The organism is Streptomyces sp. NPDC019937 (assembly GCF_040631655.1).
GTDB lineage: Bacteria > Actinomycetota > Actinomycetes > Streptomycetales > Streptomycetaceae > Streptomyces.
In genome coordinates this window covers 94,403-111,455 of sequence record NZ_JBEYAL010000023.1, presented here as the reverse complement: position 1 = coordinate 111,455, position 17,053 = coordinate 94,403, and the positions used below count along the sequence as shown (strand labels likewise).

20 protein-coding genes are annotated in these 17,053 nt (G+C 71.3%); 17 read left to right on the top strand and 3 right to left on the bottom strand.

Features of this window, described 5'->3' with window-relative positions; translation table 11 throughout:
- The first annotated feature begins 38 nt into the window (after nucleotides 1-38).
- The 14 genes from map (at nucleotide 39) to ABZ562_RS23430 (ending at nucleotide 9,947) form a co-directional block, all read left to right on the top strand.
- A complete protein-coding gene (gene map / locus ABZ562_RS23495) occupies nucleotides 39-875 on the top strand; it encodes a type I methionyl aminopeptidase (protein WP_361482999.1) in 837 nt (278 codons plus the stop codon).
- A gap of 196 nt (nucleotides 876-1,071) precedes the next feature.
- A complete protein-coding gene (infA, locus tag ABZ562_RS23490) occupies nucleotides 1,072-1,293 on the top strand; it encodes a translation initiation factor IF-1 (RefSeq protein ID WP_003956442.1) in 222 nt (73 codons plus the stop codon).
- A gap of 27 nt (nucleotides 1,294-1,320) precedes the next feature.
- Nucleotides 1,321-1,434, top strand: a complete 114-nt coding sequence (gene rpmJ / locus ABZ562_RS23485; protein WP_003956441.1) for a 50S ribosomal protein L36 — start codon at nucleotides 1,321-1,323, stop codon at nucleotides 1,432-1,434.
- A 200-nt stretch (nucleotides 1,435-1,634) separates the two neighbouring features.
- Nucleotides 1,635-2,015, top strand: a complete 381-nt coding sequence (rpsM, locus tag ABZ562_RS23480; RefSeq protein WP_009715861.1) for a 30S ribosomal protein S13 — start codon at nucleotides 1,635-1,637, stop codon at nucleotides 2,013-2,015.
- Between the two features lie 66 nt (nucleotides 2,016-2,081).
- Nucleotides 2,082-2,486: a 30S ribosomal protein S11 gene (gene rpsK, locus ABZ562_RS23475; protein ID WP_009715860.1), complete on the top strand. Its 405-nt coding sequence runs from the start codon at nucleotides 2,082-2,084 to the stop codon at nucleotides 2,484-2,486.
- Between the two features lie 27 nt (nucleotides 2,487-2,513).
- Nucleotides 2,514-3,140 (top strand): 30S ribosomal protein S4, encoded by a 627-nt coding sequence (gene rpsD / locus ABZ562_RS23470; RefSeq protein WP_055556112.1) that lies wholly within the window; start codon nucleotides 2,514-2,516, stop codon nucleotides 3,138-3,140.
- A 105-nt stretch (nucleotides 3,141-3,245) separates the two neighbouring features.
- Nucleotides 3,246-4,268 carry a DNA-directed RNA polymerase subunit alpha gene (locus tag ABZ562_RS23465; protein WP_009715858.1) on the top strand — a complete coding sequence of 341 codons (1,023 nt, stop codon included), beginning with the start codon at nucleotides 3,246-3,248 and terminating at the stop codon, nucleotides 4,266-4,268.
- Nucleotides 4,269-4,347: 79 nt separating this feature from the next.
- Nucleotides 4,348-4,860: a 50S ribosomal protein L17 gene (gene rplQ / locus ABZ562_RS23460; protein ID WP_361482994.1), complete on the top strand. Its 513-nt coding sequence runs from the start codon at nucleotides 4,348-4,350 to the stop codon at nucleotides 4,858-4,860.
- A 92-nt stretch (nucleotides 4,861-4,952) separates the two neighbouring features.
- A complete protein-coding gene (truA, locus tag ABZ562_RS23455; protein ID WP_361482992.1) occupies nucleotides 4,953-5,804 on the top strand; it encodes a tRNA pseudouridine(38-40) synthase TruA in 852 nt (283 codons plus the stop codon).
- Nucleotides 5,805-5,938: 134 nt separating this feature from the next.
- Nucleotides 5,939-6,817: an STAS domain-containing protein gene (locus ABZ562_RS23450; protein ID WP_361482989.1), complete on the top strand. Its 879-nt coding sequence runs from the start codon at nucleotides 5,939-5,941 to the stop codon at nucleotides 6,815-6,817.
- Complete coding sequence (locus ABZ562_RS23445) at nucleotides 6,814-7,224, top strand: STAS domain-containing protein (RefSeq protein ID WP_361482986.1); 411 nt, start codon at nucleotides 6,814-6,816, stop codon at nucleotides 7,222-7,224. The genes ABZ562_RS23450 and ABZ562_RS23445 overlap by 4 nt, the downstream gene beginning before the upstream one ends.
- A 64-nt stretch (nucleotides 7,225-7,288) precedes the next feature.
- Nucleotides 7,289-7,681 carry an ATP-binding protein gene (locus tag ABZ562_RS23440; RefSeq protein WP_361483092.1) on the top strand — a complete coding sequence of 131 codons (393 nt, stop codon included), beginning with the start codon at nucleotides 7,289-7,291 and terminating at the stop codon, nucleotides 7,679-7,681.
- Nucleotides 7,678-8,703 carry a SpoIIE family protein phosphatase gene (locus ABZ562_RS23435; RefSeq protein ID WP_361482983.1) on the top strand — a complete coding sequence of 342 codons (1,026 nt, stop codon included), beginning with the start codon at nucleotides 7,678-7,680 and terminating at the stop codon, nucleotides 8,701-8,703. The genes ABZ562_RS23440 and ABZ562_RS23435 overlap by 4 nt, the downstream gene beginning before the upstream one ends.
- Nucleotides 8,700-9,947, top strand: a complete 1,248-nt coding sequence (locus ABZ562_RS23430; protein ID WP_361482981.1) for a PP2C family protein-serine/threonine phosphatase — start codon at nucleotides 8,700-8,702, stop codon at nucleotides 9,945-9,947. Before ABZ562_RS23435 ends, ABZ562_RS23430 begins: the two co-directional genes overlap by 4 nt.
- Nucleotides 9,948-10,157: 210 nt before the next feature.
- On the opposite strand, the gene ABZ562_RS23425 is transcribed toward ABZ562_RS23430, so the two are convergent.
- From ABZ562_RS23425 to ABZ562_RS23415, 3 genes are all read right to left on the bottom strand, one after another.
- Nucleotides 10,158-10,775, bottom strand: coding sequence for a hypothetical protein (locus tag ABZ562_RS23425; RefSeq protein WP_361482978.1), 618 nt, complete (start codon nucleotides 10,773-10,775; stop codon nucleotides 10,158-10,160).
- Nucleotides 10,776-10,876: 101 nt separating this feature from the next.
- A complete protein-coding gene (locus tag ABZ562_RS23420) occupies nucleotides 10,877-13,009 on the bottom strand; it encodes a glycosyltransferase family 4 protein (protein ID WP_361482975.1) in 2,133 nt (710 codons plus the stop codon).
- Between the two features lie 340 nt (nucleotides 13,010-13,349).
- Entirely contained in the window at nucleotides 13,350-14,222 is an 873-nt protein-coding gene (locus ABZ562_RS23415; protein WP_361482972.1) for a hypothetical protein, read from the bottom strand.
- Nucleotides 14,223-14,493: 271 nt separating this feature from the next.
- Between ABZ562_RS23415 and rplM the strand changes: the two genes are divergently transcribed.
- The 3 genes from rplM to glmM all read left to right on the top strand — a co-directional run bounded on the left by rplM (nucleotide 14,494) and on the right by glmM (nucleotide 17,018).
- Nucleotides 14,494-14,937 carry a 50S ribosomal protein L13 gene (gene rplM / locus ABZ562_RS23410; protein ID WP_361482969.1) on the top strand — a complete coding sequence of 148 codons (444 nt, stop codon included), beginning with the start codon at nucleotides 14,494-14,496 and terminating at the stop codon, nucleotides 14,935-14,937.
- 41 nt (nucleotides 14,938-14,978) lie between these two features.
- Complete coding sequence (gene rpsI, locus ABZ562_RS23405; protein WP_361482966.1) at nucleotides 14,979-15,482, top strand: 30S ribosomal protein S9; 504 nt, start codon at nucleotides 14,979-14,981, stop codon at nucleotides 15,480-15,482.
- A gap of 177 nt (nucleotides 15,483-15,659) precedes the next feature.
- Entirely contained in the window at nucleotides 15,660-17,018 is a 1,359-nt protein-coding gene (glmM, locus tag ABZ562_RS23400) for a phosphoglucosamine mutase (RefSeq protein WP_361482963.1), read from the top strand.
- Nucleotides 17,019-17,053 lie beyond the last annotated feature (35 nt).

Here is a 17,053-nt window from a genome sequence, read left to right as displayed (position 1 = left end):
GTTGAGCGGAAACGATGGACCGCGGAAGGTTGAGGGCGATGGTGGAGATCAAGACGGCCGAGCAGATCGCGAAGATGCGCGAGGCGGGGCTGGTCGTCGCCGCCATCCACGAGGCGACGCGCGCGGCCGCCGTGCCCGGCGCCTCCACCAAGGACCTGGACGACGTCGCCCGCAAGGTGATCGCCGACCACGGCGCCAAGTCGAACTTCCTGGGCTACGGCGGCTTCCCCGCGACCATCTGCACCTCCGTGAACGACGTCGTCGTGCACGGCATCCCGGACCGCGAGACCGTCCTCGCCGACGGCGACATCATCTCCATCGACGCGGGCGCGATCATCGACGGCTGGCACGGGGACGCCGCCTTCACCGTCTTCGTCGGCGAGGGCCACGCCCCGGAGCTGCACGAGCTGAGCCGGGTCACCGAGGAGTCGATGTGGGCCGGGATCGCCGCGGTCCGCAAGGGCAACCGGCTGATCGACATCTCCAAGGCGATCGAGGGCTACATCCGGCGCCAGCCGCGTCCGGCCTCCGGCAAGTACGGGATCATCGAGGACTACGGCGGCCACGGCATCGGCAGCCAGATGCACATGGACCCGCACCTGCTGAACTACGTCTCCCGCAAGCGCGGCAAGGGCCCGAAGCTGGTGCCCGGCTTCTGCATCGCGATCGAGCCGATGGTGAGCCTCGGCACCGCGAAGACGCACGTCCTGGCCGACGACTGGACCGTCAAGACGGACGACGGCACCTGGTCCAGCCACTGGGAGCACTCGGTCGCGCTGACCGAGGAGGGCCCGCTGGTGCTGACCGCGGTGGACGGCGGCAAGGCGAAGCTGGCCGAGCTGGGCGTGGAGACCGCGCCGGACCCGCTGGCCTGAGGACCGGACTCGCCGGCCCGAACCGGCCCGGTCCCGTCGCCCTGCGTGATCTTCTTTGGCATAAACACCGTGGAATCCGGGCATGCTGCCCCGGATTCGTGTTTCGGGATGCCCTGACGTAGACTGACACGTCGGCTCACGCATGCCCTCCCGCATGTGGCGAGCCGATCAAGGTAGCCGATCCCGAAAGCAGGACATGGCCAAGAAGCAAGGCGCCATCGAAATCGAGGGCACCGTGATCGAGTCTCTGCCGAACGCGATGTTCAAGGTGGAGCTTCAGAACGGTCACAAGGTCCTCGCGCACATCAGCGGCAAGATGCGCATGCACTACATCCGCATCCTGCCGGATGACCGGGTTGTCGTGGAGCTGTCTCCGTACGACCTCACGCGCGGACGGATCGTCTACCGCTACAAGTAGATCTCACGACCCGGAGAACCTCACACCATGAAGGTCAAGCCGAGCGTCAAGAAGATCTGCGACAAGTGCAAGGTGATCCGCCGCCACGGCCGGGTCATGGTCATCTGCGACAACCTGCGCCACAAGCAGCGCCAGGGCTGACGCACGCCGGCCGATAGACCTGCACTTCTCGCAGCGATCTTCGCGCGACGCACAACCGTACGTACATACGCAGTCACCCGTTCCCGTCACCGTTGTCATGACATCGGGGACGACACCCCCGGTCGGAGGCCGGGGACCCGGCCCGACCGGCCGGGAGTGGTGCTGTGGAAGACCTCCGACAACCACCTGGAGCCAGATTCATGGCACGCCTTGCAGGCGTTGATCTCCCGCGCGAAAAGCGCGTCGAGGTCGCCCTCACCTACGTCTTCGGCATCGGTCGCACCCTTGCCCAGCAGACGCTCGCCAACACCGGTGTGAACCCGGACACCCGCGTTCGCGACCTGGCCGAAGAGGACCTGGTCAAGATCCGCGAGTACGTGGACAACAACATCAAGACCGAGGGTGACCTCCGTCGTGAGATTCAGGCCGACATCCGCCGCAAGGTGGAGATCGGCTGCTACCAGGGTCTGCGTCACCGCCGCGGCCTGCCGGTCCACGGCCAGCGCACCAGCACCAACGCCCGCACCCGCAAGGGCCCGCGTCGCGCGATCGCCGGTAAGAAGAAGCCGGGCAAGAAGTAGTCCGCACCGGACGCTGCCAAGCGGTCCGAGCTGTAGGACCGACCACCTCCACGGGAGAATTCAGGAATGCCTCCGAAGAGCAGGACGGCCGGCGCCAAGAAGGTGCGCCGCAAGGAGAAGAAGAACGTCGCCCACGGGCACGCTCACATCAAGAGCACGTTCAACAACACCATCGTTTCGATCACGGACCCCACCGGGAACGTGATTTCCTGGGCCTCGGCCGGCCACGTCGGCTTCAAGGGCTCGCGCAAGTCCACTCCGTTCGCCGCGCAGATGGCCGCCGAGTCGGCCGCCCGCCGCGCGCAGGAGCACGGCATGCGCAAGGTCGACGTGTTCGTCAAGGGTCCGGGCTCCGGCCGTGAGACCGCGATCCGCTCGCTACAGGCCACCGGCCTGGAGGTGGGTTCGATCCAGGACGTCACTCCGACTCCGCACAACGGATGCCGCCCGCCCAAGCGCCGGCGCGTCTGACCGGCTGAAGTAGGAGACAACTAGAAAATGGCGCGTTACACCGGGGCCGACTGCAAGCGTTGCCGTCGGGAAAAGCAGAAGCTCTTCCTCAAGGGGAGCAAGTGCGAGAGCGCGAAGTGCCCGATCGAGATCCGTCCTTACCCCCCGGGTGAGCACGGTCGCGGGCGCACCAAGGACAGCGAGTACCTGCTGCAGCTCCGCGAGAAGCAGAAGGCGACCCGCATCTACGGTGTCCTTGAGAAGCAGTTCCGTGGCTACTACGCGGAGGCGAACAAGAAGTCCGGCAAGACCGGTGAGAACCTTCTTCGCATCCTCGAGACGCGGCTGGACAACGTGGTCTACCGGGCCGGCTTCGCCAAGTCCCGCGACCACGCCCGCCAGCTGGTGCGTCACGGCCACTTCACCGTGAACGGCGTCAAGACCGACATCCCGTCGGCCCGCGTCGCCGTGAACGACATCATCGAGGTGCGTGCGAAGTCCCGGACCATGACCCCCTTCCAGGTGGCCGTGGCCGAGGCGGGCGAGCGGACGGTGCCGGCGTGGCTGGAGGCCATTCCGTCGCAGCTGCGCATCCTCGTGCACTCGATGCCCGAGCGCCAGGTGATCGACACCCAGGTGCAGGAGCAGCTGATCGTCGAGCTCTACTCGAAGTAGTAGAGCGGGACGATACGGGCGGTACGGCGCCGTTTGGCACGTACCGCCCGTACCATTGAAGGGTTCGGCGTCAAATAGCGGGCGCCGGAGACTGGAGGAAACCCCATGCTGATCGCTCAGCGTCCCTCGTTGACCGAAGAGGTCGTCGACGAGTTCCGCTCCCGGTTCGTGATCGAGCCGCTGGAGCCGGGCTTCGGCTACACCCTCGGAAACTCCCTGCGTCGTACGCTCCTCTCCTCGATCCCCGGTGCGGCGGTCACGTCCATCCGGATCGACGGGGTCCTGCACGAGTTCACCACCGTGCCGGGCGTCAAGGAGGATGTCACCGACCTGATCCTCAACATCAAGCAGCTGGTCGTCTCCTCGGAGCACGACGAGCCGGTCGTGATGTACCTGCGCAAGCAGGGCCCGGGTCTGGTCACCGCCGCCGACATCGCCCCGCCGGCCGGTGTCGAGGTGCACAACCCGGACCTGGTCCTGGCCACGCTGAACGGCAAGGGCAAGCTGGAGATGGAGCTGACCGTCGAGCGCGGTCGCGGCTATGTCTCCGCCGTCCAGAACAAGCAGGTCGGCCAGGAGATCGGCCGGATTCCGGTCGACTCGATCTACTCGCCGGTGCTCAAGGTCACCTACAAGGTCGAGGCGACCCGTGTCGAGCAGCGCACCGACTTCGACAAGCTGATCGTCGACGTCGAGACCAAGCAGGCCATGCGCCCGCGCGACGCCATGGCGTCGGCCGGTAAGACCCTGGTCGAGCTGTTCGGCCTGGCCCGCGAGCTGAACGTGGACGCCGAGGGCATCGACATGGGCCCGTCCCCGACGGACGCCGCCCTGGCCGCCGATCTGGCGCTGCCGATCGAGGAGCTGGAGCTCACGGTCCGGTCGTACAACTGCCTCAAGCGCGAGGGCATCCACTCCGTGGGTGAGCTGGTCGCGCGGTCCGAGGCGGACCTGCTCGACATCCGCAACTTCGGCGCCAAGTCGATCGACGAGGTCAAGGCGAAGCTGGCCGGTATGGGCCTCGCGCTCAAGGACAGCCCGCCCGGATTCGACCCGACCGCCGCCGCCGACGCCTTCGGCGCGGACGACGACGCGGACGCCGGGTTCGTCGAGACCGAGCAGTACTGATACCTCCGGCGGGCACACGCTCGTCGGTAACTGACACCGGTACCTGATACGGCCGGTGCAGACATCTAGGAGATACACCATGCCGAAGCCCACCAAGGGCGCCCGTCTGGGCGGCAGCGCTGCGCACGAGCGGCTCCTGCTGGCGAACCTCGCCACCGCGCTGTTCGAGCACGGCCGGATCACCACCACCGAGGCGAAGGCCCGCCGCCTGCGCCCGGTCGCGGAGAAGCTGGTCACCAAGGCGAAGAAGGGCGACCTTCACAACCGCCGTCTGGTGCTCCAGTCCATCCGTGACAAGAGCGTCGTGCACACCCTCTTCACCGAGATCGCGCCGCGCTACGAGAACCGGCCGGGTGGCTACACCCGCATCACCAAGATCGGCAACCGTCGCGGCGACAACGCCCCGATGGCGGTCATCGAGCTGGTCGAGGCCCTGACCGTGCAGCAGGAGGCGGTCGGCGAGGCCGAGGCCGCCACCAAGCGCACCGCGAAGGACGCCGCCGGCGACCAGGCCGCCGCGGACCTCAAGAAGGACGAGGCCCCCGAGGCCGAGGCCACCGAGGCTCCGGCGGAGGAGTCCAAGGACGCCTGAGGCGTCTGAAGGCTTGTCGTACGGGCGGGCCCGCTCCCAGATTCTGGGTGCGGGCCCGTTCCGCGTTGCGAGGTGCGGAGAGGAACGGTTGGGTGAGTGACGAGGCGGCGCCCGGTTTCGTACGGGTCCGGCTGGACCTGAGTTACGACGGCAAGGACTTCTCGGGCTGGGCCAAGCAGCGTGAGCGGCGCACCGTCCAGGGCGAGCTGGAGAGCGCCCTGCGCACGGTGACCCGGTCGTCGGACACCTACGAGCTGACGGTGGCGGGCCGCACCGACGCCGGGGTGCACGCCCGGGGACAGGTCGCGCACGTCGATCTGCCGGAGCCGGTGTGGGCCGAGCACCGGGACAAGCTGCTGCGCCGGCTGGCGGGGCGGCTGCCGCATGACGTACGGGTGTGGCGGGTCGCCGAGGCGCCGCCCGGTTTCAACGCGCGCTTCTCGGCCGTCTGGCGGCGGTACGCCTACCGGGTGGTGGACCATCCGGGCGGGGTCGATCCGCTGCTGCGCGGCCATGTGCTGTGGCACGACTGGCCGCTGGACACGGACGCCATGAACGCGGCCTCGGCGCCGCTGCTCGGCGAGCACGACTTCGCCGCGTACTGCAAGCGGCGGGATGGCGCCACCACCATCCGCACCCTCCAGCGGCTGAGCTGGGAGCGCGGCGAGGACGGCGTGATCACGGCGACGGTGCGTGCCGACGCCTTCTGCCACAACATGGTCCGCTCGCTGGTCGGCGCGCTGCTGTTCGTCGGCGACGGCCACCGCCCGGTGGACTGGCCGGGGAAGGTGCTGGCGGCGGGGGTGCGGGATTCGGCGGTCCATGTCGTACGCCCCCACGGCCTGACCCTCGAAGAGGTCGGCTACCCGGCCGACGAACTGCTCGCGGCCCGGAACAAGGAGGCCCGCAACAAGCGCTCGCTGCCGACCGCGGGGTGCTGCTGACCTGCGACGGGTGTGTGATCGCGACCAGCGGGTACACGATGTCGCGCAATCTGTGTCTGGAGCCGGGGCACAGGGGATCGATAATATTTGCGCCGCAGAGACCGGGTGGCCGACCGGGAAGGGATTCAAACCGCGTGAGTACCAGTGAGGCCGCCGTACGTGAACAGCTGACGAGGGCTCTGCGGGAGCGCGACGAGGAGATCGCCGACCGCTGGGTCGCCCTGCAGCTGGAGCAGGCACTGCTCGGCACCGACATCAGCGAGGCCGAACTCCGCGAGGAGGCCGACTCGTTGATCGACGCCCTGGTGCCCGGCCTGGAGAGCGACGTCCCGGTGGACCGGGTCGTCACCTCCCACCCGGGGCTGCACCAGGCGGTCGTGGGACTGTCCATGCGCCGGGCCCGGGCGGGGGCGACGCCGACCGCGACCTCGCTCGCGGTGCTGGCGCTCAAGGAGGCGCTGCTGAAGGCCGTACAGCGGGAGACCCGGGACGCCGAGGAGCTGTTCGCCACGGCGGTCTTCATCAACCGGCTGCTCGATGTGGCCGGGGCGCTGTCCTTCGAGACGTACGTGGAGGGCCGCGAGGAGATCATCCGGCGGCAGAGCCAGCAGCTGATGGAGCTGTCCACGCCGGTGGTGCGGCTGTGGAAGCAGGTCCTGGCGGTGCCGCTGATCGGCACGCTGGACACCGCGCGGACCCAGATCGTCATGGAGAACCTGCTCCAGGCGATACAGGACCATGAGGCGCTGGTCGCGATCATCGACATCACGGGCGTCTCGACGGTGGACACCGCCGTCGCCCAGCACCTCATGCAGACCGTCAACGCGGTGCGGCTGATGGGCGCGGACTGTGTGATCAGCGGCATCCGGCCGTCCATCGCGCAGACCATCGCCCAGCTCGGCATCGACCTGTCCACCATCCTCACGCGGGCGACGCTGGCCGACGCGCTGGCCGCCGCGATCAAGCTGATCGACGGCCCCGGCCCGGGCGGCGACGCGGGGGAGAGCCGGTGAGCGAACACCGCCCGGCGGGCGTTCCGATCCTGCGGCTGGGCGACGTCCTGGTCACCGGACTGCTCAACGAGCTGGACGACCGGGCAGCCATCGCCTTCACCGAGGAGCTGACGACCCGTATCTCCGCCGAGGGCGCGCGGGGGGTGCTCATCGACATCTCCCGGCTGGAGATCATCGACTCCTTCGTGGCGCGCACCCTGATGGAACTGACCACGGTGTCCCGGCTGCTGGGCGCCCGGGTGATCGTGGCGGGCATGCGGCCGCCGGTGGCGATCACCCTGGTGGAGCTGGGCATCGAACTGGTCGGTGTGGAGACCGCACTCAACCCGGAACAGGGCCTGGCCGCACTGGGGTGGCGCCAGGCCCAGGAACCCCTGGGAGGGTCCCGACGTGGCGCTGCCCGGTGAGTCCACCGTCGCTTCCCGGCCGGCCCCGGCGCCCCGCGCGGGCGACGGCGAGCCGGGCGCGCCCGTGACCCATCAGGTCCGTACCGAGGAGGACCTGCTGGCGGTGCGGCACGCGGTGCGTGCGGCCACCGTCGAGGCCGGGTTCGGCATCGTCGACCAGACCCGGGTCGTCACGGCGGCGAGCGAGCTGGCCCGTAACGCCTATGTCCACGGCGGAGGCGGCACCCTGACCGTCCAGCAGGTACGCGGCCCCGCCGGGCGCGGACTGCGGCTGACCGTCAAGGACGACGGGCCCGGCATCGCGGACCTCGACACGGCGCTCACCGACGGCTTCACCACCGGCTCGGGGCTCGGCCACGGGCTGGGCGGCGCCCGCCGGCTCATGGACGAGTTCACGGTGCACACCGGCGCCGGACAGGGAACGGTCGTGATCGCCACCCGGTGGACGATCCGGTGACCCGTACGACGGTGGCCCCCACCGCCCAGGTACGGATCGACCACCACAGCGCCGTCCACCTGGCGGCGGAGACGGCGCGGAGGGCGGCGCGGGCGTGCGGGCTGCCCGGCGCGCTGCCCGACCAGGCGGCCGTGGTCGCCTCGGAGCTGGCCACCAACCTCGACAAGCACGCCAGCGACGGCACCCTCTACATCCAGCCCGTGCCGCTCGGCGAGGGCGTGGAGATCGTGGCCGCCGACCGCGGGCCGGGCATGGCCGAGCTGAAGCGCTGCCTCGCGGACGGCTACACCACCGCCGGAACCCTCGGGGTGGGGCTCGGCGCGGTGAGCCGGCTCGCCACCCACTTCCTCATCCGCACCGGTACGTGGCGGGACACCGAGGTCGGGACCTGGGCCTGCGCCCGGCTCACCCCGCCCGGCGACCGGGCGGCCGCGTCGCAGGGCGTGGGTTCGGTGTGCCTGGCCGTCGAGGGGGAGGAGGACTGCGGCGACGCCTGCGCCGTCGCCGACACCGGCGACACCCGCACCGCCGTCGTCCTCGACGGGCTGGGCCACGGGACGCAGGCCGCCGAGGCGGCCGGTATCGCGCTGCGCACCTTCCACGCCGACCCCGGGCGGCCGCTGGGCGAGCTGCTGACCGGCATGCACCGCGCGCTGCGGCACACCCGCGGTGCCGCGGCCGGGCTGGTGCGGCTCCACGCGGACCACGCCGAGTACTGCGGCATCGGCAACGTCCGCGTGCTCGCCCTGACCCACCAGGGCGTGCAGTCCCGGCTCACCGGACAGCCCGGCGTCGTCGGCTGGTCCATGCCCGTCCCGCACGTCCACCGCTTCCCGCTGCCGCGGGGCGCCACCGCGGTGCTCCACAGCGACGGCATCGACGCCGGATGGGCGCGCGATCCGTCACCGTTCCTGCTCCGGCTCCCGCCACCCCTGCTGTCCGCCGCACTCGCCCATGGCCATCGCCGCAACCGCGACGATGCCTCGGTTCTCACGGCCAGGCCCCCACAGAGGCACCCATGACCACCCGGACCATCGGCTGCGACACGGCGGACGGACTCGGCCGGGCGGTGCGCCGCGTGGCCCGCGACCACGCCCTGGACCCGGGGCTGCGCGGGCGGCTCGTCCTGTCCGTCGCGGCCGTCGCGGAACCGGCCCTGCACGCGGCCGGACACACCTCGCTGAGCTGGACGTTCCAGTGCGAGGACGACGACCGGTCCGGGCTGCTCACCCTGGCGCTCGGTTTAGACGGCCCCGCGGCCCTGCCGTCCGCCGAGACCGCCGCCGCGCTCCCGCTGCCCGCCGACGCGGTGACGGACCGGGAGGTGGTGTGGCGGCTGCAGGCCGCCCCGGCAGCGGACGCCCCGGCCGATGGGACGGCACCGGACTCCCCGGCCGACGACGCGGCGCTGGTGGAGGAGGAGCTGCGCGCCGTGGTGGCCCACACCGACGCGCTCACCGCCGAACACCGCCGCCTGAAGGACGAACTCGCCGAGACCAACAGCGGTGTGCTCGCCCTCTACGTCCAGCTCGACGAGCGCGACGAGCGGCTGCGCAAGGCCCACGGCCAGACCCTGCGCGAGCTGGAGGACGCGCTGCGCCCGGCGCCCCTGGAGGTCGACGGCCTCGAACTCGCCGTCCACTACGCGCCCGCGGGCACCGACGCGCCCACCGGCGGCGACCTGTACGACTGGTTCGTGCTGCCCGACGGCACCGTGCACATCACGATCGTGGACGCGCTCGGGCACGGGGTGACCAGTACCCGCAGCGCCCTCAACGTCACCCACGCGGTGCGCACCCTCGCCCTGGAGGGCCACCACCTCCAGTCGATCGTCGCCCGCACCGACGAGATCCTGCTGCCGTTCGACCGCACCGTGATGGCCACCGTCCTGCTCGCCCGGATCAACCCGGCCACCGGTGAGCTGTGGGTGGCCAACGGCAGCCATCCGCCCGCGCTGCTGACCCGCGCCGACGGAACGGCGCGCTATCTGGAGGCCCGGGGGCGCGGGATCGGCTTCCCGATGCCCGGAAGCGACCGGCTGTTGACCGAGAAGATGGCGCCGGGGGATCTCCTGCTGCTCTACACCGACGGGCTCACCGAGAGCCGACGGGACCCCGTGGAGGGCGAGAAGCGATTGATCGAGGCCGCGTACGAGCATCTGCACGCCCCGATCGAGGAGATCCCCGGCGCCATCGCGGACGATATGCACACCGTGATCCTTCACCCGGACGACACCCTCGCGCTGGCCGTCCGGGTCCGGTCCTGACGGTCCCCAGGGGGTGTTTCGAAAGTAGCGCCGTCCGCCCGGAGGGCGGGGCCCGCGGCGTCTGGTGCGTGCGATCGCAAGGCGGAGGGTCGTCCTCGCGGGGGCACCTCCCGGACGGAGTCTGGGGGCGGGCCTACTCGGACGATCCCGACAACGCAGCGAGCGTGCGTGCCAGGCGTCGCGGGGCAGGCGGGACTTTCGAAACACGCCCTAGGAGGACCGCAGGCCGTGGGAGGAGCGCAGGACCGCGGGCCGGTGGCGCCGCTGCCGCCGTCGCCACAGCGCCCGGTCGTGCGGCTGCGCCCGGACCAGCTCCTCGAACAGCGGGTAGGCGCCGAGCAGCGCCTCCCGGAGCCGGTCGGTAGGGACATGGCCCGCGCGGGCCCGCTCCGCCTCGGTGTGCAGCCGCCGGTAGCCGTCGATCGCCTGGGCGTGCCGGACGGACAGCGCCTCCAGCGTCTGCTCCGGGGACTCGGCCGGATACCCGCGCTCGGCCGCCAGCGCGCCGAGCAGCCGGTCGGCCTCCCGCACGGCGAGCGCGGGCGACTCGACGAACCGCTCCTGCAGGCCGGACCAGCGGGCCGCGTACTGCTCCCGGGACTCCGGCGTCAGCGCCCGTATCGACAGTTCGCCGTAGCGTCGCAGCCGCTCGCTCAGCTCCCACTGCGCCGCCTTCGCGTCGCCGTCGTGCCGCGCGACGGCCCGGTCGTATTCGGGGCCGAACCGGCTGATGAGGCCGTCGCGGCTGCTCTGCCGCACCGGCCGCGCGAACACCAGCGCCACCATGGCCACCAGTGCCGCTACCAGAATGATGAGCGTGACTGACATCGGATTGCCTTCCGCAGAGAATTCCTCGCTCGAGGCTTGGCATCACCGAGTGTTACCGCCGTGGCCAGGGCCAAACGCGGCGCACTCGTCGGCTCACGCACTCAATTCACCTGCGGTGCACAGCTGATGGCGAGGTCCTCGGCCTTGCCCAGGTAGGGGCGTACACCGTGGGTGACCGGGTGGAGGTCCGTCGTGTGCCGGTCGAGGATGTCCCCGACGACCCGGCCTATGCGGATCGCGGTGGTGGCGTCGGAGGTCTTGCGCAGGGTCAGGTCCCAGTGGGCGGTGCCCGTCCCGTCGCCGCGCGCCGCGTGGATCCGCTCGTACGGGAGGGTGAAGCGGAACCGGGTCGCGTCCAGCGCGGTGACACCCGTGGTGAACGGCAGGGCCGCGCCGCGCGGGGTGGCGACCGCGCTCGGGGTGGCGTCGGGCCCGAAGCGGGCGCCGTGCAGGGTGCCCTCGACGGTGAGCCCGTCGGCCTCGGCGCGGATCACCCGGGCCTCGGCGTGCGCCGGGCGGCGCCAGGCGCGCAGCGCGAGATAGCCGTCGACGGTGGAGTACGGGATCCACCAGGAGAACGGGGAGCCGGGCAGCGGTTCGAGGCCCACCAGCCCGCGCCCCTCGGCGAACCGGCACATCACCCGGCGGCGCACCCCGTCCGAGGAGCGCACCACATGCGCGTCCCAGCGGCCCTCGGCCAGGTCGATCGCGCCGCGGTCCAGCGTCGCGGTCCACGGCGCGCCCGGGGCGACCGGCGGCCGCAGCGGCACCCGCACCGGGGCGCCCCCGCCGCGGCGGTGGGTGAGGGTCAGCCAGAGGCCGGTGCCGTGGACGCCGGCGGGCTCGACCAGCACCGTCATGATGCCGTCGGCGTCGATCCGGCAGGAGGCGACCGGGCGCAGCGGCTTGCGGATCAGCTGCTTGACCGTGCTCTTGAAGGCCTTTCGGGGCGCCCGGTCGGCAGGCGGGCCGAAGGGGCGCGCCGGTACCGCGAGGGACAGCGCGCGCAGGGGGCGGGGGACGAAGGACCGGGAGCGGTCGGGCGCCGGCACGGGCCGCGGCGCCCCGGCGGCGACCCGGGCCGTGAACAGCGTGTCGAACAGCTCCTCGTACGCGGCGGCCATCCGGGGCGGTGCGTACCGCTGCGCCGCGACCCGGGCCGCCGCGCCCATGGAGCGGCGCAGCGGCTCGTCCTCGATCAGGGTGAGCAGCCCCTCGGCGATGGCGTCGGCGTCGCCGACGGGGACCAGCAGCCCGTCCCGGCCGGCGGTGATGATCTCGCCGGGCCCGTGCGGGCAGTCGGTGGCGACGACGGGCACGCCGCAGTGCATCGCCTCGACGATCGTCATGCCGAACGACTCCTCGCGGGAGGTGACGGCGGCGATCGAGCCCTTGGCCCATTCGGTCTCGATGGGGGAGTGGGCGCCCATCATGGTGATGTGCCCGGCGAGCCCGAGTTCGTCGATCTGGCGGCGCAGCGCGGGCGCCTGGGGTCCGCGGCCGTAGATCCGCAGGTGCCAGTCGGGGTGTTTGGCGGCGATCGTGGCCCAGGCGGCGACCAGCAGGTCGTAGCGCTTGACCGGGATGAGCCGGCCGGCGGCCACGACCAGTTTGGCGTTGCCGTCTGAGGGCTCGATGCCGGTGGCGGGCACGCAGTTGGGCAGTCCGGTCAGCAGGGTGGGGATGCCGGGCAGCCGGTCGCGGTGGGTCCGCGCGTCGGCCTCGGAGACGGAGGTGTTGGCGTCGAGCCGGGCGAGGGCGGCGTCGCAGGCGGTGCGGATCTCGGCGCGGTGGGTCTCGTACAGCCGGTGTTCCTGGCCGATCCGCAGATAGCGGCCCTCCTGGCCGAGGGCGGCGAGGCAGATCACCAGGCCGGGGCGGGTGGCGATGACGACATCGGCGTCGGTGGCGGCCAGGTAGGCGGCGAGGCGCTGGTCGGTGAGGGCGTTGAAGTTGACGGTGCCTTTGGACTCGGCTGCCGGTACGTGGGCGCTGGGCTGCTGCAGCAGCGGGTTGCCCAGGTCGCTCGACTCGCGCGGGGCGCCCGGGCGTTGGTCGATCAGGGGTCTGAGCCGTACGGCCGCGGGGAGGGGCAGGCCCGGGGTGTCGATGGTGCGGATCAGGGAGACGATCTCCACCCGGTGGCGGGCGGCCAGCGCCCCGGCCAGGTTGAAGGTCGACCGGATGGTGCCGCCGATTCCATAGGCGTTGTGCAGCAGAAAAGCGATCTTCATGGTGATGTACGCGCGGCGCCGTCGATCCGCCCCGACACGCCCCTCCCCTCCCGATGTGCGTTCGTTCGAGTCCGACCGAGCCTGCATCCGGCCGGTGTGATGCCGGTGTGATGCCGGTATGCAGCGAGTAAGGAACGATCGGTCGGTAAGACAGCGTGGAGGCGGAAAAGTTGCTTATGCATGTGGTGATATGGGATCCACCACATTCAGTGTGAGCTGTACAACCTTTGGCCGCATGGTGAGTCCACGCCCGGCCCGGAGGGGTGCGGGGCGGGCGGGATGACGGAGGGTGGGTCCGGCGGCGGCAGGGGCGGCCCGGGCGCGGCGCCGGGCGGTGGTGTCAGCCGGTGGTGCCGGCGGCGGCCGACGCCTGCGCGTTGCCGCGGGCCAGGATGCGCAGGAAGGTGTAGTCGGCCAGATCGCGCCCGGCCTGCAGTGCCTGGGTGTCCGCCGGCGTGACCTTCTTCCCCGAGGTGTAGCCGGAGATCGTGAAGTACGCGTACCGCCCGATCGCGTTGGCCGAGGTGCGGCACGCGGTCTGGCGGCAGAACGACGGGACCCCGCCGCCGGGCAGGGACGCCACGTTCGGCTTGTATCCGTTCTTCGCCTTCTCCGCGCCCGCCCGCCCGTCGAAGACGGCGACGCCGACGGTGACCGCCACGCCGTCCCGGGCGAAGGTGGCGCGCAGCAGCTCGCGGCACCCGTTGCCGCTGAGCACCGACCCCAGGGCGCCCTGGGTGCCCGACGCGCAGCTGGAGGTGGAGGCGGTCGCCCCCTTCGTGTACGAGCGGCCCTCCTTCGCGGCCTCCTCGTCGGGGAAGAGCGTCTTGGCGCTCAGCGGCGCCTTGTCCCGCTTCACGTCGGAGATGATGTCCAGCGGCTTGGGCGGCGCCGGCGGCGCGACATCGGAGAACGACGGCTCGGGGGTCTCCGACTCGCGCGGCAGCGTCGGCTGCGAGGGCAGGTGGTTCGCCGAGTCGTCCGGGGAGCCGCCCTTGTCGTTGCTGCTGACCACCGCCGTGGCGACCATGGCCCCGACGGCAGCCGTCGCGAGCGCGGCGCCCCCGATGAAGAGCCACCGGCGGCGACGGCCGCGCGCGGCGGTGTGATCCGCCATCGCGGCCCAGTCCGGCGTCGACGACGGGGACGGCCGCGACGACTGAGGTGGCTGAGACCCCCCGGGCCCGTACGGCCCCCCTTGCCCAAAGCTCATGGCGCGCATCCTAGTGGGGCCTGGTGACGCCGGGGACCCGTCAACCGCCAGGGAGGCGTTTTGACCCCCGTGGGGGCGGGCCGGTATTCTGCCAGTTCGTTATGCGTATTGGCTTGCTCGTTCTCACGTGAGTGGCCGTTACGCCGGTTCACCGGGCCGATGACCAGCGGCAGGCACTCGGAATGCGTCACCGAGGTGCGGCCAGGGCTGTCGTGATCGTCCGGGTGGCCTTGTCAGGACCACACTCACTGAAGAAGCGAAGGCTACGACCGTGCGTACGTACAGCCCCAAGCCCGGCGACGTGCAGCGTCAGTGGCACGTCATCGACGCCACCGACGTTGTTCTCGGCCGTCTGGCCAGCCAGGCCGCCACCCTCCTGCGGGGGAAGCACAAGCCGGTGTACGCGCCGCATGTCGACGCGGGTGACTTCGTTGTCATCATCAACGCCGACAAGGTGCACCTCTCCGGCAACAAGCGGACCCAGAAGATGGCCTACCGCCACTCGGGCTACCCCGGTGGTCTGCGCTCCGTCCGCTACGACGAGCTGCTGGACAAGAACCCGGAGAAGGCCGTCGAGAAGGCCATCAAGGGCATGCTCCCGAAGAACACCCTGGGCCGTCAGATGCTCTCGAAGCTGAAGGTGTACTCGGGTGACCAGCACCCGCACGCCGCTCAGCAGCCGGTCCCGTTCGAGATCACCCAGGTCGCGCAGTAAGTCCGGCCACCCCCTAAGACGAAGAGAAGCTGAGGAGCATCGTGGCCGAGACCACCGCCGAGACCCCCCTCGATGTCGAGGAGTACACCACCGAGAGCGTGGAGACGATCGAGTCGGAGTACACCTCCGAGTCGATGGCCTCCCGCTTCGGCGACCCGCAGCCGGCCGCCGGCACCGGGCGCCGCAAGAACGCCGTGGCCCGTGTCCGCATCATCCCGGGCAGCGGCCAGTGGAAGATCAACGGTCGCACCCTTGAGGAGTACTTCCCCAACAAGGTGCACCAGCAGGAAGTCAACGAGCCCTTCAAGGTGCTCGAGCTGGACGACCGCTACGACGTCGTCGCCCGCATCTCGGGTGGTGGCGTCTCCGGTCAGGCCGGTGCGCTGCGCCTGGGCATCGCCCGCGCGCTGAACGAGGCGGACGTGGACAACAACCGCGGCCCGCTCAAGAAGGCCGGCTTCCTGACCCGTGACGACCGCGCCACCGAGCGTAAGAAGGCCGGTCTGAAGAAGGCCCGTAAGGCGCCGCAGTACAGCAAGCGTTAATCCGCTTCACCACGCGGTTCGGCGGTTTCCGCCGCCTGTCGACACGCCCCGGCGGCACCACCCGTGCCTCCGGGGCGTTCGGCTATCGCCACCAGGGGGCGTATACCTACAGGCAAGCGTCTATCAATCTCCACGCAAGCTTTCAGCCCCCTCAGCTCGTAATCTCGGAGGACACCAGTGGGACGACTCTTCGGTACGGATGGTGTGCGCGGCGTCGCGAACGCCGATCTGACGGCTGAGATGGCGCTCGGCCTGTCGGTCGCGGCGGCACACGTGCTCGCCGAGGTGGGAACCTTCGAGGGCCACCGGCCGGTGGCGGTGGTCGGGCGGGACCCACGCGCGTCCGGAGAGTTCCTGGAGGCCGCCGTGGTGGCGGGGCTGGCCAGCGCGGGCGTGGACGTGCTGCGGGTGGGCGTCCTGCCGACGCCGGCGGTCGCCCATCTGACCGGGGCGCTCGACGCCGACCTCGGCGTGATGCTCTCCGCCAGCCACAACCCGATGCCCGACAACGGCATCAAGTTCTTCGCCCGCGGCGGCCACAAGCTCGCCGACGAGCTGGAGGACCGCATCGAGACCACCTGTCGCGCGCACGCCTCCGGCGAGCCGTGGGACCGGCCCACCGGCGCCGGGGTGGGGCGCGTCCGCGACTACGCGGAGGGCTTCGACGCCTACGTCGCCCACCTCGTCGGCGCCCTCCCGGGCCGCCTCGACGGACTCAAGGTCGTCATCGACGGCGCGCACGGCGCCGCCTCCCGGGTCTCCCCGGAGGCGTTCGCCCGCGCCGGGGCCGAGGTCGTTACGATCGGCGCCGAGCCGGACGGCCTCAACATCAACGCCGGATGCGGCTCCACCCACCTGGCCCGCCTCCAGGCCGCCGTCGTCGAGCACGGCGCCGACCTCGGCGTCGCCCACGACGGTGACGCCGACCGCTGCCTGGCCGTGGACGCCGTGGGCCGCGAGGTCGACGGCGACCAGATCCTCGCCGTTCTCGCCCTCGCCATGCGCGAGGCGGGCACGCTGCGCGGGAACACCGTGGTCGGCACCGTGATGTCGAACCTCGGCTTCAAGCTCGCCATGCAGCGGGAGGGCGTCGAGCTGGTCCAGACGGCGGTCGGCGACCGCTATGTGCTGGAGGAGATGAAGAGCCGCGGCTACGCCCTCGGCGGCGAGCAGTCCGGCCATGTCATCGTCCTCGACCACGCCACGACCGGTGACGGCACCCTCACCGGCCTCCTGCTGGCCGCCCGCGTCGCCGCGACCGGCCGCAGCCTGGCCGACCTGGCCGGGGTCATGGAGCGCCTGCCGCAGGTGCTGATCAACGTCCCCGACGTCGACAAGTCCCGCGTCTCCAGCAGCGCCGACCTGGCCGCCGCCGTGGCCGAGGCCGAACGCGAGCTGGGCGAGACCGGCCGCGTCCTGCTGCGCTCGTCGGGCACCGAGCCGTTGGTCCGCGTCATGGTGGAGGCCGCCGACATCGACCAGGCCCGCTCCGTGGCCGGCCGCCTGGCCGACGCCGTGAAGTCGGCCCTGGGCTGACGGTTCTCCGCGCCGGAGGGGCTGGACTTCCAGCC